The organism is Kitasatospora sp. NPDC101176 (assembly GCF_044768035.1).
Taxonomy (GTDB): domain Bacteria; phylum Actinomycetota; class Actinomycetes; order Streptomycetales; family Streptomycetaceae; genus Kitasatospora.
Window position 1 is genome coordinate 254,369 of record NZ_JBIWPA010000005.1, and the last position, 26,538, is coordinate 280,906.

The following is a 26,538-nucleotide window of genomic DNA, read 5'->3' on the forward strand; positions in this document are numbered from 1 at the left end:
TCTCGGCGCCCGGTCGCACGGCAGCCGGCCTTACAGCGCCCGGCCCGGACCGGCCGGGCGCCGTGAGGCCCGAGGGCTACGGCTTGTCCGGTAGTCCGGCCGGATTGACCGGGAGGCTGCCCCGACAGAGCGCCGAGATCGGCTTCAACGCGGCCGCCAGGGCGTCCAGTTCGGCCCGCGGGTAGTTCTCCCACACCCGTGCCGCGGCCAGGTCGGTGGCGGCCTCCAGGGACTGGTGCCGGATCCGGCCGAGCTCGGTCACGGTGCCCTCGGGGGTCAGCCAGCCCCGCTCGACCAGCCGGGCCGCGGCCGCCTCCCACTCCTGATCCGTCCACCCGCGCAGCGGCTGGATCATCTCCCGCCGCATGTCCATCGCGCAGCGGACCACCAGTGCCTCGCAGCCGTCCAGCCCGGCCGTCACCAGGGCGGCCACGTGGCCGTCCCCGCGATGCTCGCGCATCACGGTGGCGGCCTGCCAGAGCCGCTCGTACAGCCCGGTGGGCCGGGGGAGCGCGGCGTTGGCGGCGGCGAGCACCCGGCCGACGCAGTCCAGTCGGCCCGCGGCCCGCTCCAGCGCCTCCGCCACCAGCTCGACCTGCTCCTGCGGCACGTGCTCCAGCAGCCGGGCCAGCGCGGCCGCCGAACCCTTCAACCGGGCGGCCAGCGCCTCCTCCGGGCCGGCGTGCGTCCACACCTCGGGCAGCGCCCGCTCGACCAGCGCCGGGGCGAAGTTGAAGAAGGCGGCCGTCACCGGTGCCGCGTCCACTGCGCCCAGCGGTGCCGAACGGCTGGCGAAGTAGCCGCGCCAGGCGCCGTGCAGCCCGACCGCCTCGAAGGCGTCCCGGCCCTCGGGCACGAAGTAGGTGACGGCGTGCACCGGCTCGAAGAGCCACCACAGGGCTCGGGCGGGGTGGACGACATCGGCCATGGCGGGGACCTTCCTCACGGGGACACGGGGACACGGGAACGCGCGGTGGTGCGGCGAAGCGGGAGGGCCCGCGTCCGGCGGGCGCCGGCGGCCCGGGCGTGCGGGTCGTCCCCCTGCTGATGGCCCCGGCCGCCGCCGGGGTAACCCCGCGCGCGGTGTGATGACGGTCACGCGGGGGTGGGGGCGGGCGCCCGGTGCGCCGGTGGCGCGAGATGATGGGGGTGAGGTGTCCGTTCCCAGGGGCGCCTCGGCCACGCGTGGACGCCCGGGCGGATACCCGTGCGGACGCCCGTCGGCGCTCTCGTGTGAACCCTCGTGTGAAGGTAGTCGGTAATGGCGCAGATCAACCCCAGCATCCTGTCCGCGGACTTCGCCCGGCTCGCCGAGGAGGCCGAGGCCGTCAGGGGCTCCGACTGGCTGCACGTGGACGTGATGGACAACCACTTCGTGCCCAACCTGACCCTGGGCGTGCCGATCGTCGAGTCCCTCGCCCGCGCCACCGACATCCCGCTCGACTGCCACCTGATGATCGAGGACCCGGACCGCTGGGCCCCCCAGTACGTCGAGGCCGGCGCCGGCTCCGTCACCTTCCACGTGGAGGCCGCCGCCGCGCCCGTCCGGCTCGCCCGGGAGATCCGCGCCAAGGGCGCCCGCGCCTCGATGGCGCTCAAGCCGGCCACGCCGATCGAGCCGTACGAGGACCTGCTGCCCGAGCTCGACATGCTGCTGATCATGACCGTCGAGCCGGGCTTCGGCGGCCAGGCCTTCCTGGACATCATGCTGCCGAAGATCCGCCGCACCCGGCAGCTGATCGACAAGCACGGCCTGGAACTGTGGCTGCAGGTCGACGGCGGCGTCTCGGCGAGCACCATCGAGCGCTGCGCCGAGGCCGGCGCCGACGTGTTCGTGGCCGGCTCGGCCGTCTACGGCGCCGAGGACCCGGCCGCCGCCGTCGGCAAGCTGCGGGACCTCGCGGCCGCGGCCACCGCCGACGCCTGGTGGGCCTGCTCGCACTGAGCCCGTGGGCCGGGACCCTCGGCAGCGGCGGGTCCCTGCGCGTCCGGGCGGGTCCGAGCGGGTCGAACCGCGCTGACCCGCCCGGCGTGTGGTGGAGGAACCGCCGGCCGTCCTGGAGGATCGGTGCCGAACGCCCCTCGCCCGGCCCCTCTTCGCACGGTGGTGCAGTCACATGAGCAACCTCGACCGCAAGCCCGCCCCGACCACCTGCGGCCGCGAGGCCGACACCGGCCCGGTGCGGGACCTGCTCACCGGCCGTCAGGTCCCGCTCGGCGAGAGCACGGTGGTCCGCCGCCTGCTCCCCAACCTGGGCCGCCGGATGGTCGGCGCCTGGTGCTTCGTCGACCACTACGGCCCCGACGACATCGCCGACGAGCCCGGCATGCAGGTCCCGCCGCACCCTCACATGGGCCTCCAGACCGTCAGCTGGCTCCATCAGGGCGAGGTGCTGCACCGCGACAGCCTCGGCAGCCTGCAGACCGTCCGCCCCCGCGAACTGGGCCTGATGACCTCCGGCCGGGCGATCTCGCACTCCGAGGAGTCCCCGCGCCCGCACGCCCGGTTCCTGCACGGCGCCCAGCTCTGGGTCGCCCTCCCGGACGCCCACCGGCACACCGCCCCCGCCTTCGAGCACCACGCGGACCTGCCCGTGGTCACGGCCCGCGGCCTGCACGGCACCGTCATCCTCGGCACCCTCGACACCGCGACGTCCCCCGGTACCGCCCACACGCCGCTGGTCGGCGCCGACCTCACCCTCACCGAGGGGGCCGACCTCCGGCTCCCCCTCGTCCCCGATTTCGAGTACGCCGTCCTCGCCATGTCCGGCCGCGTCGACGTCGACGGCGTCCCCGTCGAGCCCGGGTCCCTGCTCTACCTCGGCTGCGGCCGCCGCGAACTCCCCCTCCTCGCCCGCACGGACGCCGCCGTCCTCCTCCTCGGCGGCGAGCCCTTCGAGGAGCGGATCGTCATGTGGTGGAACTTCATCGGCCGGTCCGGTGACGAGATCCTCCAGGCCCGCAACGATTGGGAAACCGGCACCCGCTTCGGCCAGGTCCACGGCTACGACGGCGCCCGGCTGAGGGCGCCGGAGCTGCCCGACATCCCGCTGAAGGCGCGTGGGCGGGAGCGCTGATCTGCGGAACTCGTTCGGCCCCGCAGGCACGGCGTCGGGGAACAGGGGGGAGGGCGGCACCATGCCCGCGTCGACGAACAGGACGGCCGGCGCCTGGGCGAGGTGGGCACCGACATTGCGGGCTGCGGCGGAGCCGCGTCGGCTGCCTGGACGCACCACGGTGGTGACCGCCGGGTGCTGGCGGGCGATGTCGAACGTGCCGTCCGTGGAGGAGTCGTCGACCAGGATCATCTCCACGTCGGCCGTGCACTGCTGGGCGCTGATCGCATCCAGCACCGTCGGCAGGGCGAAGTCGGTGTTGCCGGCGTGGATTACGACCGACAGCGCCTGGCCGGCGTCGGCGGGGGGCTGGTGCTGGCCGAGACCAGTGTGCTGGGCGGATCCCGTCGTGAAGTACCGGTGGGTGTCGGCCTGGGTCTTGAGCGTGTCCGCGAGGCTGGTGTGCGTCACGGCCACCTCCATTCGTCGAGTACGGCGGCGGCCTGGGGTCAGCCGCGGGGGGTCGGGGATTCAGTGCAGAGCCGGCCGTTCCGGCAGTGCGAGGAGGTCGGTGAGCAGGACCAGTCCGGCCGGCCTCCGGTGCCTTGCGGTGGGAGCCGCCCGTGATCACGAGGTGCCGATCACGCGGGTCTCACCACCCGGAAGCCCCTGCCTGGCGAGGTGGACTCGGCCGGCGCGGCGTTCGGGAACGTGCGCCTGGCGTACCGCGGAGAGGAGTTGTAGGAACCCCCGCGGATGACGAACCCGTCGCCGATCGTCTTCGGCGCGGTCCACTCCCAGCAGTTGCCCGCCATGTCCCACAGGCCGGTCGGTGTCCGCCCGCGCGGGTGGGAGTCGAGGGGAGTGCGCCGCCCGCAGACGTCGTGCAGATTCGCCCGGCTCTCGTCCGGTTCATCTTCGCCCCACGGGTAGGGACGGCGTTCGGCGCCCGAGACGGCTAACTCCCACTACTTCGACAGCGGCCGGGTACCCAGACGATCGCGAGCCCGGCTCGGTCCCGGCGCTGCGCCTGCTGCTCGCCGACCCCGTCCAGGTCACCGCTGTCCCCGGCCACCCCGTCCCAGCGAAGTCCGGCGGTGGCACCCTGCCCCTGTACTACGCGATCATGCTGCTGCTGGCCGGACTGCTCCCTGCCATCATGGTCACCACCGGCCTGGACGTCGCCCTCGGCTACCTCCCGATGGAACTCGGCCCGAAGCGTGTGTTCCAGCTGGCCGCACCGATCTCCCGCCCCCAGACCCTGCTCGCCAAGGCCGGCATCCGCGCCGGAGCCGCCGTGCTCAGCGGCACCGCGGTCCTCGCCGCCGCCGGCCTGCTCGGCCTCGACACCGCGCACCTGTTCCAGCTCTGGCTGCTCTCGATCGGTACCACCGTCACCGTCGCCACCCTGACCCTCTGCCTGGTCGCGGCGCTTGGCATCCCGGGCCGGCTGCTGGCCCTGCTGCTGGTGAGGATCGATCCGGCGTCCGGTCCGGTCGACGATCGGGGACGATCGCCCCGCACCGGACCTGGCCGGATCGTCGAAGCAAAGATGTTCGAATGCGGTGCAACCGGTTGCCGGCGGTTACGGGAGTGCGTCGTGTGCGTCACAACCGTCGACTGCTTGCCTATGGGAGATGCGATCATCGACGCTCGGGGGCCCGCTCGGGTCACTCTCTCCCGACGAGCACGAACGGTGATCATGGAGGAACCCCAACCCGAACGCCTCAGCTGCCTCGCCGTGTGTGCCGGTGCAGGGGGCCTCGCGCTCGGCCTTGAGCAGGCGGGCTTCGACCCCGTTCTGCTCCTGGACAACCGACCCGTGGCCTGCGAGACCCTACGGCTGAACCGTCCCGACTGGAAGGTCCTCGAAACCGACCTGCTGGACTTCGACCCGTTGGACCATCAGATGGTCTACGACGTGGACCTGCTGGCCGCCGGCCTGCCCCGGGTGAAGGCGAGCGCCGCGGTGAAACGCGAGGACAGCACCGAGGAGCTCCGGCTCCTCGAAGCGACGATCATGCTCATGCACGCCGTACGGCCGCGGGCCCTGCTCATCGAAAACCTTCCCGAGCTGGCCACCAAGCCCGCGTTCGACCCCATCCGCACGACCGTCGCAGCCGAGCTGGAGCACCTCGGATACCGGCACCGGTGGTTTGTCCTCAACGCGATGCACCACGGCGTCCCGCAGGACCGTAAGCAAGGGATCCTGGTGGCGCTGAAGGGGGACGCCATGGACGGCTTCGTCGAGCCGGCGCCCGAAACCGCGCCGCCGATCACCGTAGGGGAGGCGCTGGGCACCTCCATGGCCGCACGTGGCTGGCCCCACGCGACCGCCTGGGCCGCGCAGGCCGACCGGGTCGCCCCGACGTTGGTCGGGGGCTCCTGGAAGCGTGGTGGGGCGGATCTGGGGTTGACCGGGTCGAAGCGGGCCTGGGCTCGGATGCGCGTGAACGGCGGTACCGTCGCCGACGAGGTCCCCGGACCCGACTTCCCCTGGGACGCCTCACTCGGAGTCAAGGAGATGACGCCGCTGACCGTCGAGCAAACGGCGCGGCTCCAGGGCTTTCCGGCGGACTGGGCCTTCGCCGGCGGCAAGACCGCCCGCTACCGCCAAGTGGGCCAGGCTTCGCCGCCCCCGGTGAGCCGGGCCCTTGGGTTTGCGATCCGGACGGCGCTCGGGCGCCCGACGGATCCGGAGCACCGGTGAGCCGGGGTGGGACGGCACACGCGGCGGTCCCACCCCGTATCACTTCCGGAGCCTCACCGGCCGAGCAGGTGCGAGAAGAAGCCGATCGACGGGTCCTCCGGGGTGCCGACCAGGAGCGCCCGGTCGAGCAGGCCGTTGTTGTGCTCGCAACTGGTCTCCGGAAGCATGACGCAGGCGTGGCAGGCCGCCAGGTTGGTACCGCCCGCACCCGAGGTCTCGGTCTCGATGCAGAGTGGGTCGGCGGAACACCATTCGGCCCGATGCACCGCCGAGTGCACGGCCCGCGCGAGGCGGTCGATCTCGCCCTGGGCGACCAGGCCGCCGAGGCTGCCGGCCGAGTCGCTGGTGGCCGTGTAGATCAGCACACCGGCCATCGTCTCGCCCGAGTAGATCCGCTCGCGGAGCGAGGCGGCCGGGTAGCCGGAGTCCAGGCTCCACTCGTTGATCATCACGTGCGCGAAGGTGTGCAGCAGCGCCATGCGCGGGGTGGCGGGGGAGACCGGGACCCGGGTCGGGTCCGAGGCCCGCTCGGCGAGGACCCGCTGGTGTCGGCGTCGGATGCGCTCGACGCGTGCGGCCACGGCGGGCAGTTCGGCCCAGGCGTCGACCCGCTCCTCGTCGAACCGGAGGAAGACACCCTCGCCGTGGACCTCCATGGCGGGCAACCAGTCGGTGGGGGTCAGGGAGAGTGCCGCCTCGTGGCCCTCGTGCGAGGTCTCTGGATCGATCACCCGGGTGAACGCCTTGAGAGCGCGGACCTCGCGAAGCTTCTTCACCAGCATCGGTCCGGCCAGCCCGAGGCCGGCCGGCGGCTTCGGGTCGCCCGTCGGGGGCTCACAGACGAACTGCTCGGTGTGACCGCCGGATTCCTCCGGGTTCCCCACGCACAGGCGCTCGTACTCCACCTCGCGCAGGGCGCGGTAGCGCTGTTCCTGGTCGAGCTCGAGACCCTCCTCGCCGTCGAGGTCCTCGGCTTCCATCGCGGAGAGCAGTTCCACCACCTGCTCGGGGGTCACCGGGGGGCGGGAGCCCTGGAAAATGTAGCCCAGATGGATCCCGATCTCGGCGATGGTGGAGCAGGCGCGGAGCTTCTCCCAGTGCTCGCCCAGCGCCTGGACCCGGGTGTCGCTCCACGGGGGGATGGACAGGGCCGAGCGGAGCACCGGCTGCCACACGGAGGAGGAGCCGCGCTGCAGGGTCCGGGGCGTCAGGGAGCAGGTGTCCTTGGGGGCGTCCTTCAACCACGGACGCTCGCCCCGGCAACCGATCTGCAGCTCCTTGAGGGCACCGGCCCGGAAGGAGCCCTCCATGGACACCTCGGGCACTCCGCAGGAACAGGAGAGCACCACCGAGCGGAGCGAGGAGGTGCGGCCCGAGGACCGGAGGCTCGTCCGGCCGCCGCAGAAACCGGCCTCGCCGTCGCCGCGGTGCCCCCGATGCAGCCACGTCCAGTACGGGAAGTCGGAGAGGTGCCCGTCCTCGCATGCCACCACGAACCGGGAGGGCACCAGGGTCTCGGCGCACTCGCCGCACTCGTTGCGCCCCGCCGGGGAATTGAACTTCCGGACGTGGTCCAGTGCGTGGCACCCGGGGCAGTGGTGCCACAGTGGGAAGCGTCGGACCCGGATGCCGTCGCGACTGTCGTCGCCCGAAGCGGGCGGCAGACGGAAGTGGCTCACGTTCAGTACGCGGGCGAGGCGAGGCTCGTGGATCACGGGGGATTCGTCGCGTGGCCACTGCTCCTGCGCGGCGTCGATGCCCGCGACGATGAACGACTCCTGTTCCACGGCGATCAAGGAACCCACGCCGTAGGTCGTGATCGCCTGGGCCCGGCGGATCGCGCCGCGGCGGGGCAGCGTGCGGGCCGGTGCGGCGGAGCCGGTGCCGGCGCGTCGGCGGCGGGAAGGGGGCGGGGTCATCGGGATGCCTCCACGAAGAGGGCGGACTCGGCGTCGACGTCGCGGAGGGACCACAAGGTCTCCCACGCCTCGACGTCCTCCAGGGCGTCGTTGTAGGGCTTGAGCAGCGAGCGGGTGGGGTTTCCGCGCTTGGGCTCGTAGAACAGACCGTTGTGCGCCTCGGCCTCGTCGTACCACCAGTCGACGAACTCGTCGAAGGCCGCGGCCACGTGGGCGACCTCCTTGGCGGCGGTCTCCGGCGGGGAGACCTGCTCGACCCGTTCGAGGATCCTCGGGCGGATCGTTTCCCTGAGCTCGTCCACGAAGAGGTCGATGTCACCCGCGTTCTCGTTCTCGCGGGCGGCGGGGATCAGGATCCGGGCGAGGGCGACGATCACCGCGTGCAGGCCCCGGGCGCGGGCGCGGGCCGAGAACGGGGTGACCGAGGTGGATTCGACCTCGCGGTAGAGCGCGGAGTGGAAGTGCTGGAAGTTCTCGTAGTGGGAGCGGTCCCGGGAGCGGCCCGCGTTGAGCATCACCGCCACCAGGCCGGGGTGCGCGCGGCCGACCCGGCTGGTGGCCTGGATGTACTCGGCGGTGGTCTGCGGCTGGCCCATGACGGCCATCAGGCCGAGCCGGTTCACGTCCACGCCGACGGCGATCATGTTGGTGGCCAGGAGGACGTCCACGGCGTCCCCGTCCGGGAAGCGTCGCTCGATCTGCTTCAGACGGGCCGGGATGTCGCTGGCGTCGACCCGACTGGTCAGTTCGGAGTAGTTTTCGACGGGGCGGGGCTCGCAGCCGTCCCGGTCCGCGAGGTGTTCCAGGTACGCCACGACGTCGTCGTGGACCTGGAGTTCGGCGGCGGACAGCAGCCGCAGGCTGTTGAAGTAGCCGACCAGGGTCCAGTAGGCGTCGCGGACCCTGTCGGTGGTGTCGGCCCGCGTCGCCTGGTGGAGCAGCGTGGCATAGGTGCGGATCAACAGGGTCGACTGGCTGGTCCCAGGAGCGAGCAGACCCACGTAGCGGCGGGACGCCTTCTCGGCGGCAGCGGTCTCGACGGCGAACCAGGAATCTCGGGCATCCAGGCCGGCCGGCGGGAACTGCCGCACCTCGCGGGAAAACAGCGCCCTGCCCTGCTCGGCTGCCCGGCGGATGGTCGCGGTCGAGGCGATCACCTTGGGGCGGTCGGCGAGCACGTCGACGGCGGTCTCGTAGAGACCGGTCAGGGTGCCGAGCGGACCGGAGATCAGGTGCAGCTCGTCCTGCACGATCAGCTCCGGGGGCGGGGTGGAGTCCTGCCGGTCCCGGTTGAACAGGGCGGCGGTGTCCTTCCGCCAAGGAATCGAGGCGAACTTGTCGACGGTGGCGATGACCAGGGTCGGCCGGGCTCGGTAGACGGTCTGGTCGACCAGGTGCACGGGCAGTCCGTCGGAGAACGCGCAGCTCGGTCCGGGGCAGCGCACGTCCATCCGGACGGCCTCCTCGTCGACCGAGTAGTGGTGGGCGTCGAGGGCGGAGCCGCACCACGGGCAGGCGTGCAGTTGGACCGGGTTCTCCTTCTGGAGCACCCGACCGGCACGGGCCGCGCCGAGCTGTTCGGCGGCCGCCTTCAGGCTGTTCGGGGTGGCGGACCGCCCCACCCACATGCCGAGCGAGATCTCCTCGTCGCCCAGCTCGGCGGGGTTCTCGCGACGCATCCGCTCCATGGCGCAGATCAGGATGGCGGCTCGCTCGAACTGCTGGAGGGTCAGGAGGCGCAAGGTGTAGCGCATCAGGACGGTGACTCCGCCGCCCGCCGGTCCCAGCCGCATCCGGCGAAGGAAGGTGGTCAGTGCGATCAGACCCAGGTACGCCTCGGTCTTGCCACCACCGGTCGGGAACCACAGCAGGTCGGAGATGCTGCGGTCGGGATGCTTCGGGTCGTCCACCCCGGCCAGGCAGAGCAGCACGAAGGAGATCTGGAAGGGGCGCCAGCGCGCGGCCGCCAGGTCCGGCTCGCCGTTCCGGCCGTTGCGGACCCAGTCGCTACGGGCCCGCTGGGTCGCCATGGCCCGGTTGGCCAGGCGGAAGGCGCGCATCAGATCGGGCTTGTCACGGAGCAGGGCGATGCCCTCCCGGATCCGCTCCAGGGCCTCACCGCAGGAGCGGATCGCCGCGGACGCGGCCTGGTCGTACGGGGTGCCCGCGAGCGCCGCGGCCTCGTCCCGCTTCCGTCCGATCCACCGTTCGTAGCCCGCTGCCAGCCCTTCCAGCGCGGCGATCACCTCGGCATCGGGGGCCTCGGCGAGGCCGAGCATGGTGAGCGCCTGGTCGTCGATCTCCGGGTTGGAGTCGGTGAGCAGCACCTCGTGGGTGGGCACGAACTCGGTGCGGACCTCCGCCACGGCCGCGTGCCTCATGTCGGTGAGCCCGACCGAGGCGGGGGTCCAGTCCCAGACCGCCGCACAGCCGTGGCCGGCGGCGAAGGTCGGGGCGTGCCGGTGCAGCAGCCAGCCGGCCTCCAGCTCCGCGTCCACGGCGGCCAGGGCGGCGGGACGTTCCACGAAGGCGCTGGACCCGTCGGCGGCGCGGACCGTCAGACCGGTCTGGAAGAGGGCGAAGGCGTCCTGGAGCTCCCGTTCGCCCACCTTGCGGACGTTGACCAGGGCAACCGTGACGGTGACGGTGCCGGTCTCCGGTGCCGGGCGGCGCACGTGGACCTCCAACCGCGCCGTCCCGTCCAGGAGGTCCCGGGACGCGTCGCGGCCCGGCCGCGTGACGTCGATCGTGGTGTCCGGCAGGTCCAACTCCCTCCGGCGCCAGCGTTCCCGCTGGTCGGAGGTGGTGCGGGCCTCGCTGCGCCGGGCCGAGACCTTGCGCCCTTCGGCGTCCTCCGGCTCGTAGACCGCGGCGCGCGCCGATACCACGATCTCCCGTGCCTCGTCGAGGTCGACCGCGAAGGTCAGGCCGACGGAGGAGGGACGCCGGTCACCGGCGTTCGGGCGCTCGGCAGCCGAGCCGGACTCGTCCGGGCCGCCCGCCCCGGTGACGGGTTCCTCGTCCAGGCCGTCCTCCTCGGCGGAGTCCTCACGGACGCGCAGGCGGGCGTCGGCGTCGGCGGGGCGGGGGAAGAGCACGCCGACGGGGTAACGGGTGATCGGCGCGTCCTGGTCCAGGACCTCGGCGCGGTCCTCGGCCGAGTCGTCGGCGTCGGGGCCCAGCAGCTCCCGGCGGAGCCGGGCCACCAGGTCTTCGCGGACCTCGTAGTGCGCGGCGTGCCGCCCTGCGTGGATGGTCATTCCTGCTCCTCCTCGGCGCCGGCGAAGTGCCGGAACCGTCCGATTCCGCTGATGCGCGGGGCGATCCACACCCCGCGGTCGCCGAGGCCGGCGTTGGCCCCGGCGGCAGTGCTGCCCGCGACCGATTCCAGGCAGTCGACGCGCAGGCCGGAGATCTCCTCGGGCCACCGGATGTCCCAGGCCGGACCGACCTTCAGGACCGCGTGGAGATGGCTCCTGAACACCTCGGAAGCCGACCCGATCTCCCGTCCCTCGTGCAGCAGCGCGTAGCCGGGGCTCTGCTCGGGACCCAGGGGGAGCGTGTCACGCAGTCGGAACGTCACCGGATCCCCCGGCCGCACCCGCTCCAGCAGGTGCGACTGAGCGGCGGGTGCGTCGTGCGCGGCGTCGGCCGGTTCCCGTGCGCAGACGTCTCCCGCCCGCACCTCGATGCCGTCGCGGCGCCACCTCAGCCGTGGGTTGAGGACTCCCCGGTACCAACGGTCGGTCGGCTTGTGCCGGAGCAGCGTCGCGGTCACCGGCGCCGCGATGCGGTACAGGTCCTCACGGGCCCGGGTCATCGCGACGTAGAGGGCGCGGGCCTCGGCGGGAGTGTCGAGTTCGTCGTCCTGCCGGCGCAGTTCGGCCACGGTCGGCGGGGTGAGCAGCACCACCCGGTCGAACTCCAGCCCCTTGGAGCGGTGCACCGTGGACACGACCAGCCGGGCCGGTTCCGGATCGGCCAGCTCGTCCGGGAACCGGTGCTCGGCCACCAGCCCGCGCAGCCGGGCCGCGTCGACGGTGCCCCGACCGTTGCCCCGGGCGGCTCCGCGCAGGGCCCGCCACACCCGGTCCGGGTCGGTGCCCTCGGGCACCGGTATCGCGAGGAGCAGCTCGCGCAGTCGCGCCTCGGTGAGGGTGGCGGCCTCGGTGCGGCGCAGCAGCTCGGCCACCCAGTGGGGCACCGGACGGTCCTGGAGCGAGCGGCGCAGCGCATGCGGTACGCCCTGTTCCTGCAGCAGTTGCGAGACGAGCAGGGCCTGCCGGTTGTCGCGGGTCAGGATCGCGCAGGTGCCGGGGAAGGAGCGCAGCGAGTCGAGGGTGAACGGGTCGGTGAGCGGGCCCAGGTCGGGGAGGTCGAGCAGCAGTTCGCGCAGCTCGCCGTGGAGCCGTTCGGCCGCCGCGTCGGCGCCCTCGGGGGCACTGCCGATGCCCTGGACGGCACGGCCGAGCGGGAGTGCCGTGCGCGCTTCGGGCGTGGCGGCCCGGAAGTTCCGCGTCAGCGCCAGCTCCACCAGGTCCTCGGCGTAGGAGGCGCGCACCCAGCGGAGGAAGAGGTCGGTACGGTCGGCGTACTCCTCCGGGTCCTGGATCTGGAAGTCGTAGATCGCCTGGGCGGAGTCGCCGACGAGGGTGAATCCGCAGGTGTCCTGCAGGCGGTCGAGCAGCGATTCCACCATCTCCCGGCGCGCACCCACCAGGTCCTGCACCTCGTCGACGATCAGGTGGGCCGGCGGACCGGCCTCCAGGGACTCCATCGCGCCCTTCTCGATCGCGTCGGTGGCGGCTCGGATGCGCTCGTCGAACGACAGCGCCGACCACTCGCCGTCCGGGTACGCCTGCACCAGCAGCGAGTACGCCCACGAGTCGAAGGTCTGCACCCGCACCCGCCGGGCGTGCTCACCGTGCCGGGCGATCCGGTCCCGAAGCTCGCGGACGGCGGCGCGGGAGAAGCTGAGCACCAGCAGTTCGCCGGCCTCCAGGGCCTCGTCCGGGTCGGCGTGGCCGACGAGCGCGTCCATGCGGCGCACCAGGGTGTGCGTCTTGCCCGTGCCCGCCCCGGCGGTGACCAGCAAGCGAGTGTCCCAGGGCCGGTCCACGACGGCCTGTTGCTCGGCCGTGAGGACCGGGTCGTCCTCGGAGGGGAGGATCACTTCTTGCTCCAAAGGTGCTCGAACGCGGTGAAGGCGAGAGCGGTGTCGAAGTTCCGGATGTTGTCCCGGACGTTGAGGATCAGGCAGGTGTCCTTGCCGCCGTTGCGCGGGCCGCGCAGACCGCGCCCGATCATCTGCTGGTACACGTTCGGACTGTAGACGGGCCGGGCGACGACCACCGCGCGGGTGGCGGGGGCGTCGAAGCCCTGGGTGAGGACGCCGTAGTTGGTGAGCACCCGCACCCGGCCGTCGCGGAAGTCCCGGATGCGGGCGCGACGGTCGTTGTCGGAGGTGGTGGCGTCCACCGAGGAAGCGGAGATGTTTTCGTCCGCCAGCCTGGCAGCCAGGTACTTGGCGTGCTCCACCGAGGTGGCGAACACCAGCACCGGCCAGTCGTCGTCCATCGCCGCGATCTCCGTGATGATCCGACGGCTGCGGTCGTGGTCGTCGGCCAGCCGCTGTTCGGCGGCCTTGGACAGCAGGCTGAACTGCTCGGCACTCGCCCGTTCCTGACGGTCCAGCTCGATGGTGCCGCCGATCAGTTCCTTGTGCTCCACCCGGGCGAGCACGCCCAGCTCCTGGAGGTGCCCGTAGGCGTCGCCGGAGGGGAAGACGCCCTCGTCCAGCCGGCGGGCGCCGAACCGGTTGACCAGCCGGCGGGTCTCCTCCTCGTTGTGGCCGCGGAACGGGGTGGCAGTGAGGCCGAGCAGGTGCCGTTCGGTCCGGTGCTGGGTCAGGCCGAGCAGGCTCAGGATCTCGGTGTAGCTCGGACTGGTCGCCACGTGCGCTTCGTCCACCACCACCAGCGCGGCGGCGCGGAGCCAGGCGTACCGGTCGGTGTCCAGGCAGACCCGCAGCTTGGCGTCGGTGGCAACCACGAGCTGCGGCCCGTCGGAGGCCGCGGCGGCCTCGTTCGAGGCCCACAGCCGGTTGATGGTCAGCCGGTCCTGTGCCCCCGCCTTGCTCCAGACGAACTGCCAGCTCTGCACGGCCTGTTCGCACAGCTCCTCGGTCTGGGCGATCCACAGGATGGGCCCCTTGAGGGCACCGGTCTGCTTGACCCAGCGGATGACCGCCTCGGCGGTGACGCGCGTCTTGCCCGCGCCGGTGGGCAGGGACAGCATGGCGCGCTGCGGGGTGAACCGGTCGAGCATCTCGAAGATGTTGAGGGCGAGCCGCTCCTGGTAGTCGTGCAGGCGCGGGAAGTCCCGGGGGCCCTCCACGGTCAGGCTCTGTTCGAGGGCCGGGGCCCGGTAGCCGGCGAAGGGTGCGGGCAGACCGAGGTCGGCGACGAAGGAGACCGCCGACGGACCGCCGGTGTAGGAGGAAGGAGCGCTCGGGAAGCGCTCCAGGATGTCGCGGGCGTGGATCTTGAGCACGGTGTCGCCGTGGGCGTTGAACGCCATCTGGGCGATCCGACGGCCGGATGGCCCGGCGCCGTCGGAATCCTGGCGCTCGGCCTCCAGGAGCCCGGCGGGGAGCCGATCGCGCAACGCCTGCGCCCCTATCAGCAGCTCCAGCTTGGCCGTCACGTCCTCGGCCCCGCGGATCGCCTTCAGCGTGGATCGCACCTGCTCGTCCTGCTCCTGGCGGGTCTGGGCGTCCAGAACCGCCCGGCAGCCCGTCTCGCCCATGCGCAGGCCCAGCTCCCGGTCCACGGCGCGGAGCGCGCCGAGCCGGTCCAGGGAGTCCAGGACCTTGATCACGTTGCCCTGGCGCGCACTCTCCAGGGACTTCGCCCGGGCGCCGTGCGGGGTTCGGACCACTTCCTCCAGAGCGGAGCAGCGCAGCAACGTGTACGTGCCGGCCGAGCTGCCCATCTTCTGGCGCAGCGTCGGGAACTCCTCGACCAACGGGACCGGTTCCACGGTCGACTCGTGTCGGGTCTCCCGACTGACGACGTCGTCGTGGCGCAGCATGCCCCAGCGCTCGATCATGAGCTCGGCGGACTCCCGGTCCGGCATCAGCAGTGCCGGCACCCGCTCGGCGCGCAGCGAGCGGTACTCGTCCGGGTCGGCGGCGACGGCGATCTCGCCGTCCTCCCGGATATCCCAGGCGTCGCCGACCCGGCAGCGGGTCAGCGAGTCCTCGGGGAAGTCGATCTCCAGTCGGGTCAGCAGGGCGTAGGTGGAGCCGACGAACGCGTCGTCCTTGCTCTCCTGCAACTTCCCGAGGAGCTGCTCCCATTGCTGCGCGCGGACCTTCTCGACGCTGCTCGCGAGTCCCAGCTTGCGTGCCTTCTCCGTACTGAGCGACGCCACCGGGAGCACGTCACGGTACGCGTCGAGTTGGGGGCCCACCGCCTCCTTGAGGAGCTTGAGCCCCTGCGAGGTCTTCACCCGACCGTGCCGACCGAGCATCCAGCGGATCGGGGATACCACGGACTGGCGCGTGGCGGCCTGTGCTCCGATCTGCAGCGTCCAGCTTTCGATCAGGGCGGCATCGGGCAGCGCCTGGAGGAAGGCCGCGCGGGCCTCCTCCGAGAGCCGGGGCAGCAGGTGCAGCGGCCCGCCGACAGGAGAGCCCTCGATCCTGGTCCTGGCCAGGGTGGGCCGGCTCGCCCCGTCGTCGAGCTTGCGGCAGTAGGCCCTGTGCAGGGTCTCCCGGTACTCCTCGAACCAGGGCTCCTCCACGGGTCGGTGGCCGGAGGTCGGTCGGTCCCGCAGGCCCAACTCGCGGAAGAAGCCCGTGTCGTCGGAGTGGAAGCGCATGTCCACCGCGATCTCGGGGTCGCTCTCCGCGGTGACGACGACGCCGGGAAGCAGGCAGTCCCGGACGAGACGGAAGCGACCGTCCGCGGTGCGCACCATCAGGGTGTCCGCGGGCGCCGGAATGCGGCCGGTCACCTCGTGGCCCACCACCGAGGAACCCGCCCGGTGGAACAGCTCCCAGAAGCGGGTCCACTCCTGCGGGCCGTACGCGGCGAAGCCCTGGTCGAGGACGCTGACGAAACGCCCCCGGACGTCGGCCTCCTGGATGCCGAGAGTGGTGAGGGCGGAGGAGAGCGACGGGTCGTCGGACAGGGCGCGGTCGACGTAGACCAGCGACTCCCGCAGTCCGTCCTCCTCGGTGCGCCGGTAGACCAGGCTGCCCAGCGGGGCGACCAGCCCGTGCTCCTCGGTGAGGACGATCCTCGCCTTCCGGGCCTCGGTGGCACAGGCGGCGTTCGAAGCGATCATGTCGGCGACGATCCGGATGGCGGCCGCCGAGGCCTGCGCCGAGCCGTCCGAGGCCAGCGCCTCCAACCACGCGACGACCGAGGCACGCTGCCGTCCGGCGGCGGCCAGGATGTGCTGGACCTTGCCCGACCGCAGGTCCGTGACCTCGACCGAGGGGTGCACCCAGTCGCGAGGGCGGCCCGCGTACGCGTGCCAGATCCGCAGCCAGCGGTTGACCGCGCTGCTGTCCTTGCCCAGGTCGGGATGGATGTTCAGGTCACGGGGCGTGCGCAGCACACCGTCCTGGTCGGGCAGCGACGGGCGCGCCGCCGCGGCGGCCCAGATCTGCTCGGTGAGCAGACGGTCGGCCCAACTGATCGTCTCCACGCCCTTGCTGCGACCGGGCAGCAGCGGGAGGTACGCGCCGGGGTCCTCCGCCGGGGCGAGCTCGGGCAGCGACTCGACCACCAGGCGGGCCGCGACCCGGATCATCTCGACGTTGAACGGCGAGGAGTCGAGCAGGTTCTGCCGGTCCTCGTTGGTCTTCCAGGCACCGTTCAGGATGCCGCTGAGGGTCATCTCGTACTTGGTCGGGAAGAACGACCAGAACCGGCCCCGGCCGCGGGCGTCGGCCGCGCTGAGCACCCCGGTCTTGTCGTCGGCGCGGTAGGCCGGAACCGCCCAGGCCAGGTCGATGGAGACCCGGTCGTGCAGTTCGCCGGCGTCGCGGCGGGCGGCCTCGGTCGGCTCGTGGGCGACGGTGAAGACCCGCCACTGCGAGCTCGCAGGCTGCTTGCCGACGCGCTCCTCGTGGATCGTGTGCAGGCTGCCGTCCTGCTCGGACCGGAGGGCACGGCGCGAGACCCGGCCCGGCCGGCGGTCCTCCAGTACCACCTGGCCCACGTGCGGGGAGAACAGGTGGAAGCCCGAGGGGAACTCCTCGCGGGTGTCGTGGCCGGCCATGCCTTGGTGGCCGTGCATGTCCTTGCCCAGCCGGTCGGCGGCGCCGGGGAGCAGCGGGAGGCGGACCACCGTGGTGGCCCACTCGAGCAGCTCGTCCAGTACGGGATCCCGGCGGCGCTCTGCCGCCATGTCCAGCTCGCGGGCCATCCGCAGGACAGGCGCCTCGAACTCCTCGCCGAGCCGCTCGCGAACGCCGGGGACGTTCCGGATCAACTCGTGCGACCAGGCGCGGTCGAAGCCGAAACTCCCTCCGCTGCTGAAGAATTCGGGCGCGTCGGTCACCACCAGGACCGACTTCACACCCACGCCGAACCGGCCGATCTGTCCGCCGCGCTTGCGGGACATGCTCATGCGAAGGATGGTCTCGGCACCCTCGGGCGTCACGGGGTCGCCCTGGTTGGCGCAGTACAGGTGGGTGCCGGTGAGGACGACGTGGATCCGGCCGCCGGGCTCGCCGCGCAGCTCATCGGCCGCGTTCTGGACGAGCTCGAAGAGCTGCCGGTCGCCGTACCCACCCTGGGTGATGCGGCGTTCGCCGTTGGCGTGTTCGGGGATCAGGCCCGGATCGATGCCGTAGGTCTCCAGGACGCGGAGGGACTGCTCGACGACGGTACGGATCACCGAGGACTGCGGATCGGCCACGAATGTTTCCACTTCGGATGTGGTGGGCGGTGGGAACGGACGCCGGAGGCGCCGTCAGCGGGCGTGGCGCACGGTGATCCGGACGATGCGCTGACAGTTGCCGGGGTTCCGACGCGGGCGGCGCGCCCGGGCCTCGGCGTCGCGGATGGCGTTCCGGTAGGCGGTGACCATGTCGTGGTCGACGCCGTAGAGGTAGAGGTAGGCGCCGAGGTCCTGTGGGGCCTCGGCGGCGAGCCGGTCGTACGTGGTGACGATGGAACGCATGCGGTGGAGCGGGGAATCCTGCGGGGACACCGGAGCTACCTGCGCTTTCACTTCGTGGGGACGTGCACGATGGAGTGCTGCGAGGTGGTGCGAGAGAATCGAGCCGAGGAAATGTGCAAAGGGCTCGTGAAAGGCGAAAAGATGCACGCCTTGGCATGTTCCCGGCTGCTGCCGGAGGAAGATGACGAGCAGTCAACCACGCTCGGCAAGCTCTGCGCAAGGAGGGGCGGTGCGAATCTCATATTCCACCAAAACGGATCCCCGGTATGAAATCGGGCAAATTCAAAGGCTCTTCGGGTACTCATTTTCGATGGGCGACGAGATGTCTTCCAGTGAGTCGCCGGACCTGTCAAGGGTCGGTTGACAGGGGGGTTTCGCTGTCAACAGCGATGCGGTAGCGTGGCTCCCACCTCGTGAAACAGGCCATGCGGAAGCAGAAGCGGGTGGGACGTGAAGGCGGCTGAGGAGTTCGGTCCCTGGCTGGCGCGCCAGCTCAGGAATGCGGGAAAGAGCCAGACCGATCTGGCGCTGGAACTGGAGGTGACCCGGGCCGCCGTCTCGGCTTGGATCGTCGGCCGTTCCGTGCCCCGGGACGAGACCATTCGGCGCATCGCCGAAGTGCTCAACACCGACCTGGAGACCGTCCACACGCGCAGCGCCGACGCCCAACTCGCCTTGCCCGTCCAGTGGTATCACAGACCGGCCCATGCCGACGGTGGCAGGGAGTACGGCAACGCCGCGGCGTTCGCGTTCGAGGCCGACGTCTCGGTGCTCGCCCGCGAAGCCACGCAGAACAGCCTCGACGCGCGCCTCGACCCCGCCGAGCCCGTGCGGGTGCGGTACACCCTGCACGAACTCACCGGCGAGTCCCTCGCCCGCTTCCGCGAGGCCATCGACTGGGAGAGCCTGCGGCCGCACTACGACGCGCTCACCGCCGACGGCGGGAAGCAGAGCAAGGTCTCGCGCACGATCGCGGCCGGACTGCGTGACATGTACCAGCACGACCGCCTCGTGCTGCTCCGCGTCGACGACTACAACGCCACCGGTCTGACCGGCGGCGACTACGAGGACGGGCTCTTCGCCGCCGTCGTCCGTCGCCAACTCGACAGTCACAAGCGGGACCTCGGCGCCGGTGGTTCCTACGGCCTGGGCAAGGCCACGCTGTGGGCCACCAGCCGACTCGGCTTGGTGCTGATCAACTCCACCCTCTCGGAGCCCCACGAGGGCCGCACCGAGCGACGTCTCATCGGCCGGCTCGACCTCCCCTGGCGCGAGGTCGACGGCCGGGCGTGTGCCGGCCCGGCCTGGTTCGGACGTCCCGATCCGACCACCGAGTCCGCGGACGTGGTCCGTTCCTGGTGGGCCGACGAAGCGACCGTCGAGAAGCTCCACCTCACGCGTGAGAGCGCGGCACCCGGCACCTCCTTTCTCATCGTCGGTGCCCACGACGTGGCCAGCCTGCTGGCCGTCAACGGCGCCGTGGACGACGAGGAGACCGGTGAGGACGACGATTCCGTCCACCGCATGCACGCCCGGCTCGTCGACGCGCTCGGCCGCAACTTCTGGGCCGCGATGACCGGCGGCGGCGACCGCAAGCCGCACCTGGAGGCGTCCGTCCGCACGTTCCGCAACGGCGAAGTCCTCATCCCCGAGGAGCACGTGGATCCGGCCGTGGCCCAGCCCTCCCGTACCCGCGCCCTGCGGGCCTTCCTCGAGGGGGCCACCGTCGACCGGCTCACCGGCCCCGGCCAGGTCGCACGAGTGGGTGTTCCGCTCAACGTGCCCCTCCACGGCGGCCAAGTGCGCGGTGGGGTGCCGCACGAGGCGGTGCTCCTGGTCACCGGCGCCGACGACGCCGACGACCGCCACAACCGGATGGTCTCCATGCGGGGCAATCGCATGACCGTCAAGGACAGTGCCGTCACCAACATCCCGATCGGTACCAACCCCTTCCAGGCGATCCTCCTCACCGGACGCGCGGCGGGTCCCGAGGCACCCGGTGCCGAGGCCGCCGAGGAGTTCCTCCGCGCGTCCGAGCCCCCGGAGCACAACAAGTGGGGGCAGACGGAGGAACTGCGTCTGTCCTACTCGCCCTCCGCCCACCGGCGCATCGCCGCCTTGACCGCCGCGGCGAACGCGGCCGTGCGTGACCTCGTGGCCGTGCCCAAGGCCAAGCGCCGGAACGGGGGAGAGGCCAAGATCGCCGGCCGGCTCAAGGTGGGCGGTGGCGGCCCGAAGAAGGCGCGTCCCGGCGCGGCCGCGGCCCTGCCCGAACTGGACAACGTGGACGCGCTGATCGACGGGACGGGCGCCTGGTCGGTCACGGTCGACCTTCGGATGGCCCCCGGGGTGGACACGGATCGTCCGGTCACCCCGGTCGCCAAGTTCGACGTGCGCTCCGGCCCCCGGCCGGCCGCCCCCTGGAAGGAACTCGTCGCCATCAGCGGTTGCGAGGTCGTCGACGGCTCCCTTCAGCTGTCGCCGGGAAGCCGCAAGGCCGTCTTCCGGGGCGTCACCGATGTCTCCCGGCACCCGGTCCGGGCCCAGCTGACCGGACTGGTCGTCGAACTCCGCAGCGGAAAGGGGGAGTAGGCGTGAAGGTCTACCCCTACCGGCGGCTCACCGGGAACGTCTCCTGGCGCGTCGACAGCGCCCAGCTCAAGGCGGAGGGCGAGCCCTGGGAGGACGTGGAGAGCAAGTACCTGTCCACCGTCGAACGCGTCGTCGCCCTCGGGCTCGACGAGGACCGCCCCGATTGGACCCAGGCCCGACTGCGCCTGTCCGCGGGCCTCCCGGCCAAGGCCCTCGATCCCTCGGGCCCTTGGCAGGACGTCAAGTTGCTCGCCGTCCTCGCCGAGCGGGCCACCAACACCCGGACGACGGTGGAGTTTGCCGCCGTCTCCGCGGACGGCCGCGAGCGGACCGCCGAGCTGTACGTCCACCGTTGCGACCTCCTCGATCGGGCTTCCCTCACGGTGCACGTGGTGGCCACCGTCGACGGAGTGCCGGGTCGGGTGATCGCCACATCCGACGTGGAGTGGTTCGTCGACGTCATCGAGGCCGTGCCGTCGTTGGCTCGCGAACTCGAGGTCAGGATGGTCAACTTCGGGGCAGGGGCCAGTCGCCTCCAGCGCTACAAGGACTCCCCGTGGCTGGTCGACACCACCGGTCGGATCCCCGTCGTCCGGGTCAACACCGACTTCGACGGCCTCGGTGACCTGATGGGTGCCGACGGCGGGACCGGACCGGAGGCGACCGTCCGGGAACTCCTCCTCGCGCAGATGTGCTCCGAGGTCTGGACGGCGGTCTTCCACTCCGCGGTCGGTGACCTGGAGGTCGAGGAGGACGGTACCCCGGTGTTCCCGCACGGTTGGCAGGGCGAGGTGCTCCGCGAGATGCTCCCCGACATGTACGCCGACCGTGAGCCGGAGCAGGCGTTGCGAGCGGTCCATGCGGCGCGCACGGGATCCTCCGCCACCGGATGGGGGGAACTCCAATCCCGGATCCACTTCGCCGCCTCCCGGCGCGCCGGCGTCCCACGGACGCTGTCCACCACCATCCGTGACCTGGAACGCCTCGCACAGGGGGACGACGCATGACCGACCGACCCGGTTACCTCCCGGAGCGCCTCGCCCTGCTGCCGAACGCCGAGGCGGCGGACTTCCTCACCGAGGGGCTGCTCACCGGTCGCGAGGACGTGCCCGGCATCAAGCTCAACGAGCTCACTGAACGGCTTCCGCACGAGGACCGGAGGGGGGAGCTGCGGCCCGTCCGCGACCTGGTCGAGGACGCCGTGACCTACTGCCGCGGCAACGGTTTCAAGGCGACCCAGGCCGATGCCTGGCTTGCTCCGCGCCTCCACGCGGCGCTGCGGCTCACCCGCAGGGAGGCGGCCGACCCCGCCTTCTGGAACTACCTCGCGCTCGGCGTCGCCCCGGACTACGTGGTCTGGCGGCACCTCGCGGAGCCCAAGGACGGCAAGCCCGCCAAGGTGGCGGCGGAGCGCTTCCGCGGGCAGTACCACAAGCAGGCCTTCGCCCGCCTCTGGTGGGCGGCCGAGCTCTTCCGCGACGGCGCGGACTACGAGCCCGTCGTCACGGCCTGCGGCAGCCAGGACATCCTCAACACCGCTCTGCGCATGTCCGTGATCAACCACCGGCCCACGGCGCAGGCGATCGTCCGGCTGGTCGCGAAGGGGGTCGTCACGACCGGGCGCGAGGTCAACGCGCTCGCCGGAGCCGTGAACGCCTCCGCCGCGACGCTGATGTACGACGTGATCGCCCCCGACGCGGAGCGTGAGTCCCGCCCCCTGCTCGACTGGATCGCCGAGGCCGAGACCGCCCGCCAGGTATCACGGCACGTGCTCCCGACCGGTCCCCAGGAGGAACCGGCGCCGCAACTCTCCGTGAGCACCCTGGTGGACTACTTCGCCGACCTCTTCGCGGAGGAGGCCGAGAGGGAGGACTGATCCTCGGGCTTCGGGCAGTTCGGGCCGCAGCCCACCTCCGGAATGTCGCAGCCACCCTTCTTGCGAAGAAGGATGTGCTCCTCGGGGGTGGGCACCTCCCAGGTGTCCCGGAACCTCTCCTCGGCCGCGGTCGGCAGGGACAGGGCCGAGGCCAGCACGTGCATGCCGAACAGCGGGGGTACGGCATTGCCCACCTGCTGTGACTGGTCGCCGCTCGACCAGGGGTAGTCGGGCGGGAAGGTCTGAAGGACGCCAGCCTCCCGAATGGTCAGCCGCTCCGGGTGGTGCGGCCGGAGATCCGGGTGCTGGACGGCATTGCGGGAGACCTTCCCGGTGACCGTGAACGACGGCTGCCGGTCCGTGCGGATGCCGCGATTCTCCGAGACGCCACCGGTGCTGTAGTTCGACCTGATCTGGAACGGAACCTTCCTGCGCTCGGGTCCCGACTTCACCCCGAGCACTTCACCCATCGAGACCCACGGCTTGAGCGGCGTGGTGCCTTCCACCACCGGCAGTGCCGTCTGGCGGGGCCGGGCCGTCGCCTTCTCGTCATCCGGGCCGCCCAGCTCCGGATTGTGCGGGCTGAACGTGTGGTGGGTCGGGTGCGGAAGACGAGGGCTGCCGTGTTCGGCGAGTCGCGCGATCAGGATCGTCCGCCGGCGGCTCTGGGGGACGCCGTACGCCTCGGTGTGCAGGGTCGCGACCTCGGCGACCTTGTACTTCACCCTCGTCCCGTCCGTGCCGGGCAGGCCCTTCTCCAAGGCATCCTTGTAGACCCTCCAGAGGTTCTTGACCTGGGGGACCTGCTCGAGAACGATCACGTCGAAGGGCCGATTCCCCCGCTTCTCGCAGCCGAGCGCCTTGATCGCGTACCGCAGGGGCTCCAGGACCAGAGTCGTCCGGTGGTCCCCGGTCAGCTTCTCGAGCTCTTCCAGCTGCGCGTCGATCTCCTCGTCGGAGGAACCTTCGATCAACGCGTGGATGAGATTCTCCACCTCGCCCAGCGCCTTGCGGCCCGCACCGTTGCCCGCCACCGAGTACGTCTGGCACGGTGGGCCGCCGGCCAGCACGTTCAGCTCTGCGGGGAGCTCGTCGAACCTGTCCCGACGCACCGCGCTGACGTCTGCGTGCCACGTCTCCAGCCCGGCCTTGTAGCGCGTGTCACAGGCGTTCTTGTCCCACTCGATCCCGAGCGACTGCACCCCGAGCATGTGTGCAGCCACGTCGAGCCCGCCCGGACCGGCGAACAGGTCCAACATGTACGGCTTCTCGAGAAATGGGGCGGCTGCGTCGGAGCTGGTCATGTGGTGAGAGTGTAGCCGGCCGGCCGACGTTCCCGGACCAGTGTGGCGATCCGCTCGGCGGCCTCCAGGGGGTTCTCGTGCTCCCAGACGCGCACCGACAGCCAGCCGGCCTCGGCGAGGCGGGTGTCCGTGTCGCGGTCCCTGGTGCGGTTCTTCTCGATCTTCTCTCTCCAGAACTCGGCGTTGTTCTTCGGCCACGTCGCGTGCTCGGGGCAGCCGTGCCAGAAGCAGCCGTCGACGAAGACCGCGACGCGCGCCGGGCCGAACAGGACGTCGGCCTCGCGGCGCACGTCCTTGAGCGGCCTGCGGTGGACCCGGTAGCGGAGACCGGCGGCGTGCAGGGTCCTGCGGAGGGCGACCTCGATGTCCGTGTCGTGACTGCGCTGCTTGCTCATCCGCGCGCGGATCTTCGGAGTGGTCTCCAGGGAGGGCATGGTTCCATTCTGGCGCCTCGGGGGCGGGGTGGGGTCAGGGGGTGGAGAGGATCAGGCGGCGGGTGGTGTTGTGGTAGTAGAGGCGGGTGATCTCGGCGAGGATGTCGGGCTCTCCGCCGCTATGACAGCGCTGACCCGGGGCTCGTTCCTGTGGTTCGATCCCGTCGGGCAGTACTGCGCCGACGGGACCGTGCTCCGGAGCCGAGTCGCCGGCGATGTGCCAGGGCTCGCCGCCAAGCGAGCACCGTCAGGTCTGACGTATGAGCTTCACGCCCCGCCAGTCGGGGAGGTAGGGAAGAAGCCAGGGCAGCCTCCGCCCAGGCCGGTGAAGCGGTACGTCGTGGCGGAGGCGAGCACGCTGCTCGGGGTGGGGCAGGCCCTCCCGGAGGCAGTACCGGGCGAGGGCGGTGGTGAACGCCGAGTGCAGGACTGAGCGCACGCCCTGGCCGCGTCCGGAGCGGGGTCGGCTGCCGGCACGGACGTCCATGCCGTACTGGTCGTACTCGGCGAACTCGGCGAACTCGACCGAGGGAACGGACCAGGCCTCCAGCGTTCGCCTCAGAACGTCGTCGAAGTTGGAGAGCACGTGGGCGGGGATGTGGCGGGCGGGCCGATGGGAGAGGACCGCGCCTGCCCCGTCAAGCTTGGACAGTCGGTCGTCCGGTTCCTCGATGCGGGCGTGGAGTTCGAGTTCGCGTTCGGCGGCCGAGCAGGCCGCCAGGAGTTTGTCCATGTGCGTCCGCAACGGGTCGAGGCGCTCCTCGGCCTGGGAGATCTCGGTGTCGAGCTCGCTGGCCCGTAGAAGCAGGACGTCCCTCCGTCCGACCAGCGTCCAGCTGGGTCCGAAGGTCGGCGATGGTCGGGAGGAGATCGGCGAGGAGCGAGCTGGTCTTGGCGGATTCGACGGCCGCATGCAGCTGGGTCGTCTCCTGCTCCCCGTGGCCGTGGTGTTGATGTTCGGGTTCGGCGCCGCAGAAGACGCAGGTGCCGACACGGAAGTACCCGAGGATGCTGCCGGCTTCGCTGACCATCGCGAGGCGGTCGAGGTCGGAGCGGTACTACTGGTCCAGCAGCCCGAAGCGGGTGAGCAGGTCGTGGACCTCGGCGAGGCGGGTTTCGACGGCGGCGAGTTCCTGTGCGGCGTTCATGCGGTCGGAGACTGCGCCGACGTGGCGGTCGATGATCACCTGCAGGGAGCGGGACTGGCCGTCGATGGTGGCCTGGATCCGCGTCAGCCGTTCGCGCAGCCGGGAGGCGTTCTCCCGGGTGGTCAGCTTGGCGGAGAGTTCGACGACGATCTGGTCGAGGAGCCCGATCGTCCTCGCCGGTCAGCAGGTACTTCATCACCGAGGCGGCGGCGGTCTTGCCGGTGTCCGCACTCGACCGCAGGACGGGGGAGAGGGGGGTCGCCCATGTGGGTCTCGGTCACAGGGGCAGGTGGACGAGGTCGGCCAGGGCCAGTCCGCGGGTGCCGCCGGCGTCGCTCTTGCGGATCCGGGCGTCGGCATAGCCGAGTTCTGCGAGGAGCAAGACGGAGAGGCTGCGGGAGCTGCCGGCGCGGTGGACCGCGGTCAGTTCCCGGTCGGACCTCCGGGTGACCAGGTCACGCAAGTCCTCGTAGTGGACGGCGACGGTGCTGGCGCCAGGTCGCCGGACGAGGGTGATCGGCGTTCCGTCGGGCATCTGCAGCCCGAGGAGGATCTGGCTGTAGCCCTCGGCTTCCGGGATGAGCGGCAGACGCGCGCCACCGAGCATGTACTCGATGGACTCGACGATGAAGGACTTGCCGGTGTCGGACGCGCCGTAGATGACGGTGAGCTCGGGGCCGAAGGCCACACGGGCGGTGGGCTTTCCGGAGCCCGCGTACGTGAGGTGGGTCAGTCGCAGGTCAGCCACGGGAAACCTCGGGGGGTAGGGGTCTCTCGGCTGGCGGCTGAGCAGCGCACGGGTGGCAGCCCGGACGTCAGTGCCGGGCGCGTACTGGTGGACGGGCCCATCTGGCGCGTTCGCGCAGGCGCTGGACGTAGGGGGCTTCGAGGAGTTCGACGAACGCGGGCCCCGTTCCGTCGTGCGGTAGACGAGGCCGTCGTCCGCGGGCTCGAGCCGGGCCAGCTCGGCGCGGATCAGGACGAGCAGCGCCTTGGCTGCCCATGCCGCGGCTGAGGTTGATGGTGGCCGTGGTTGTCGACTCCAGGGTGTCTTGCTGACCTTCTGCTGACCCAGGATGGTCGAGCAGGCGTCTGACCTGGGAAGAACTGTGAAACGCGTGGTATGTGGTGGAACTTCATCGGCCGCTCCACCGAGGAGATCGCCCGGGCCCGCACCGACTGGGAGACGGGCTCGCGCTTCGGCACCGTCCACGGCTACGCCGGCGCCCGCCTCCCGGCCCCGGAGCTGCCCGCCACCCCGCTGAAACCCCGCGGCCGCGAGCGCTGACGCGCGGCACG

The 26,538-nt window shown here is 71.5% G+C and carries 16 protein-coding genes and 3 pseudogenes; 7 read left to right on the forward strand and 12 right to left on the reverse strand.

Annotated elements, in window-relative coordinates:
- Positions 1 to 76: 76 nt before the first annotated feature.
- On the reverse strand, positions 77 to 928 hold the full coding sequence (locus ACIRS1_RS10890; protein WP_402838447.1) for a hypothetical protein: 852 nt from the start codon (positions 926 to 928) through the stop codon (positions 77 to 79).
- A 333-nt stretch (positions 929 to 1,261) separates the two neighbouring features.
- On the opposite strand from ACIRS1_RS10890, the gene rpe reads away from it, so the two are divergent.
- Entirely contained in the window at positions 1,262 to 1,945 is a 684-nt protein-coding gene (rpe, locus tag ACIRS1_RS10895; protein ID WP_360214281.1) for a ribulose-phosphate 3-epimerase, read from the forward strand.
- Between the two features lie 172 nt (positions 1,946 to 2,117).
- Positions 2,118 to 3,077, forward strand: a complete 960-nt coding sequence (locus ACIRS1_RS10900; RefSeq protein ID WP_402838449.1) for a pirin family protein — start codon at positions 2,118 to 2,120, stop codon at positions 3,075 to 3,077.
- 114 nt (positions 3,078 to 3,191) lie between these two features.
- On the opposite strand, the pseudogene ACIRS1_RS10905 reads toward ACIRS1_RS10900, so the two are convergent.
- Both ACIRS1_RS10905 and ACIRS1_RS10910 read right to left on the reverse strand, forming a co-directional pair.
- Positions 3,192 to 3,539: pseudogene (locus tag ACIRS1_RS10905) on the reverse strand (glycosyltransferase family 2 protein); the annotation flags it as partial.
- Between the two features lie 158 nt (positions 3,540 to 3,697).
- Positions 3,698 to 4,012: pseudogene (locus ACIRS1_RS10910) on the reverse strand (formylglycine-generating enzyme family protein); the annotation flags it as partial.
- 746 nt (positions 4,013 to 4,758) lie between these two features.
- Here ACIRS1_RS10910 and ACIRS1_RS10915 point away from each other — a divergent pair.
- Complete coding sequence (locus tag ACIRS1_RS10915; protein WP_402838640.1) at positions 4,759 to 5,766, forward strand: DNA cytosine methyltransferase; 1,008 nt, start codon at positions 4,759 to 4,761, stop codon at positions 5,764 to 5,766.
- Positions 5,767 to 5,819: 53 nt separating this feature from the next.
- Here the strand turns inward: ACIRS1_RS10915 and drmB are convergent, their stop codons facing one another.
- Genes drmB through ACIRS1_RS10940 form a run of 5 tightly spaced genes read right to left on the reverse strand, consistent with a single transcriptional unit; the run spans position 5,820 to position 17,885 of the window.
- Positions 5,820 to 7,685, reverse strand: a complete 1,866-nt coding sequence (gene drmB / locus ACIRS1_RS10920; protein WP_402838451.1) for a DrmB family protein — start codon at positions 7,683 to 7,685, stop codon at positions 5,820 to 5,822.
- A complete protein-coding gene (locus tag ACIRS1_RS10925) occupies positions 7,682 to 10,945 on the reverse strand; it encodes a helicase-related protein (RefSeq protein ID WP_402838453.1) in 3,264 nt (1,087 codons plus the stop codon). The genes drmB and ACIRS1_RS10925 overlap by 4 nt, the downstream gene beginning before the upstream one ends.
- On the reverse strand, positions 10,942 to 12,858 hold the full coding sequence (locus ACIRS1_RS10930; RefSeq protein WP_402838455.1) for a UvrD-helicase domain-containing protein: 1,917 nt from the start codon (positions 12,856 to 12,858) through the stop codon (positions 10,942 to 10,944). Before ACIRS1_RS10930 ends, ACIRS1_RS10925 begins: the two co-directional genes overlap by 4 nt.
- Complete coding sequence (locus ACIRS1_RS10935; RefSeq protein ID WP_402838457.1) at positions 12,855 to 17,621, reverse strand: DEAD/DEAH box helicase; 4,767 nt, start codon at positions 17,619 to 17,621, stop codon at positions 12,855 to 12,857. Before ACIRS1_RS10935 ends, ACIRS1_RS10930 begins: the two co-directional genes overlap by 4 nt.
- A 54-nt stretch (positions 17,622 to 17,675) precedes the next feature.
- Positions 17,676 to 17,885 (reverse strand): hypothetical protein, encoded by a 210-nt coding sequence (locus tag ACIRS1_RS10940; protein WP_402838459.1) that lies wholly within the window; start codon positions 17,883 to 17,885, stop codon positions 17,676 to 17,678.
- 450 nt (positions 17,886 to 18,335) lie between these two features.
- Between ACIRS1_RS10940 and ACIRS1_RS10945 the strand changes: the two genes are divergently transcribed.
- From ACIRS1_RS10945 to ACIRS1_RS10955, 3 genes are read left to right on the forward strand one after another with little or no spacing between them, the layout of a single operon-like run.
- On the forward strand, positions 18,336 to 20,477 hold the full coding sequence (locus tag ACIRS1_RS10945; RefSeq protein ID WP_402838460.1) for a helix-turn-helix transcriptional regulator: 2,142 nt from the start codon (positions 18,336 to 18,338) through the stop codon (positions 20,475 to 20,477).
- A gap of 2 nt (positions 20,478 to 20,479) precedes the next feature.
- Complete coding sequence (locus ACIRS1_RS10950; RefSeq protein WP_402838462.1) at positions 20,480 to 21,484, forward strand: hypothetical protein; 1,005 nt, start codon at positions 20,480 to 20,482, stop codon at positions 21,482 to 21,484.
- Positions 21,481 to 22,353, forward strand: a complete 873-nt coding sequence (locus ACIRS1_RS10955; RefSeq protein WP_402838464.1) for a DUF6339 family protein — start codon at positions 21,481 to 21,483, stop codon at positions 22,351 to 22,353. Before ACIRS1_RS10950 ends, ACIRS1_RS10955 begins: the two co-directional genes overlap by 4 nt.
- Here the strand turns inward: ACIRS1_RS10955 and ACIRS1_RS10960 are convergent.
- From ACIRS1_RS10960 to ACIRS1_RS10975, 4 genes are all read right to left on the reverse strand, one after another.
- On the reverse strand, positions 22,308 to 23,657 hold the full coding sequence (locus tag ACIRS1_RS10960) for a DNA cytosine methyltransferase (RefSeq protein WP_402838466.1): 1,350 nt from the start codon (positions 23,655 to 23,657) through the stop codon (positions 22,308 to 22,310). The genes ACIRS1_RS10955 and ACIRS1_RS10960 overlap by 46 nt on opposite strands.
- On the reverse strand, positions 23,654 to 24,091 hold the full coding sequence (locus ACIRS1_RS10965) for a very short patch repair endonuclease (RefSeq protein ID WP_402838467.1): 438 nt from the start codon (positions 24,089 to 24,091) through the stop codon (positions 23,654 to 23,656). Before ACIRS1_RS10965 ends, ACIRS1_RS10960 begins: the two co-directional genes overlap by 4 nt.
- Positions 24,092 to 24,338: 247 nt before the next feature.
- Positions 24,339 to 24,824 carry a hypothetical protein gene (locus ACIRS1_RS10970; protein ID WP_402838469.1) on the reverse strand — a complete coding sequence of 162 codons (486 nt, stop codon included), beginning with the start codon at positions 24,822 to 24,824 and terminating at the stop codon, positions 24,339 to 24,341.
- A gap of 692 nt (positions 24,825 to 25,516) precedes the next feature.
- The gene (locus ACIRS1_RS10975; protein WP_402838471.1) at positions 25,517 to 25,987 is read right to left on the reverse strand and encodes a hypothetical protein; all 471 of its coding nucleotides are present in this window, start codon (positions 25,985 to 25,987) and stop codon (positions 25,517 to 25,519) included.
- Positions 25,988 to 26,362: 375 nt separating this feature from the next.
- On the opposite strand from ACIRS1_RS10975, the pseudogene ACIRS1_RS10980 reads away from it, so the two are divergent.
- A pseudogene (locus ACIRS1_RS10980) lies at positions 26,363 to 26,527 on the forward strand (pirin family protein); the annotation flags it as partial.
- Positions 26,528 to 26,538 lie beyond the last annotated feature (11 nt).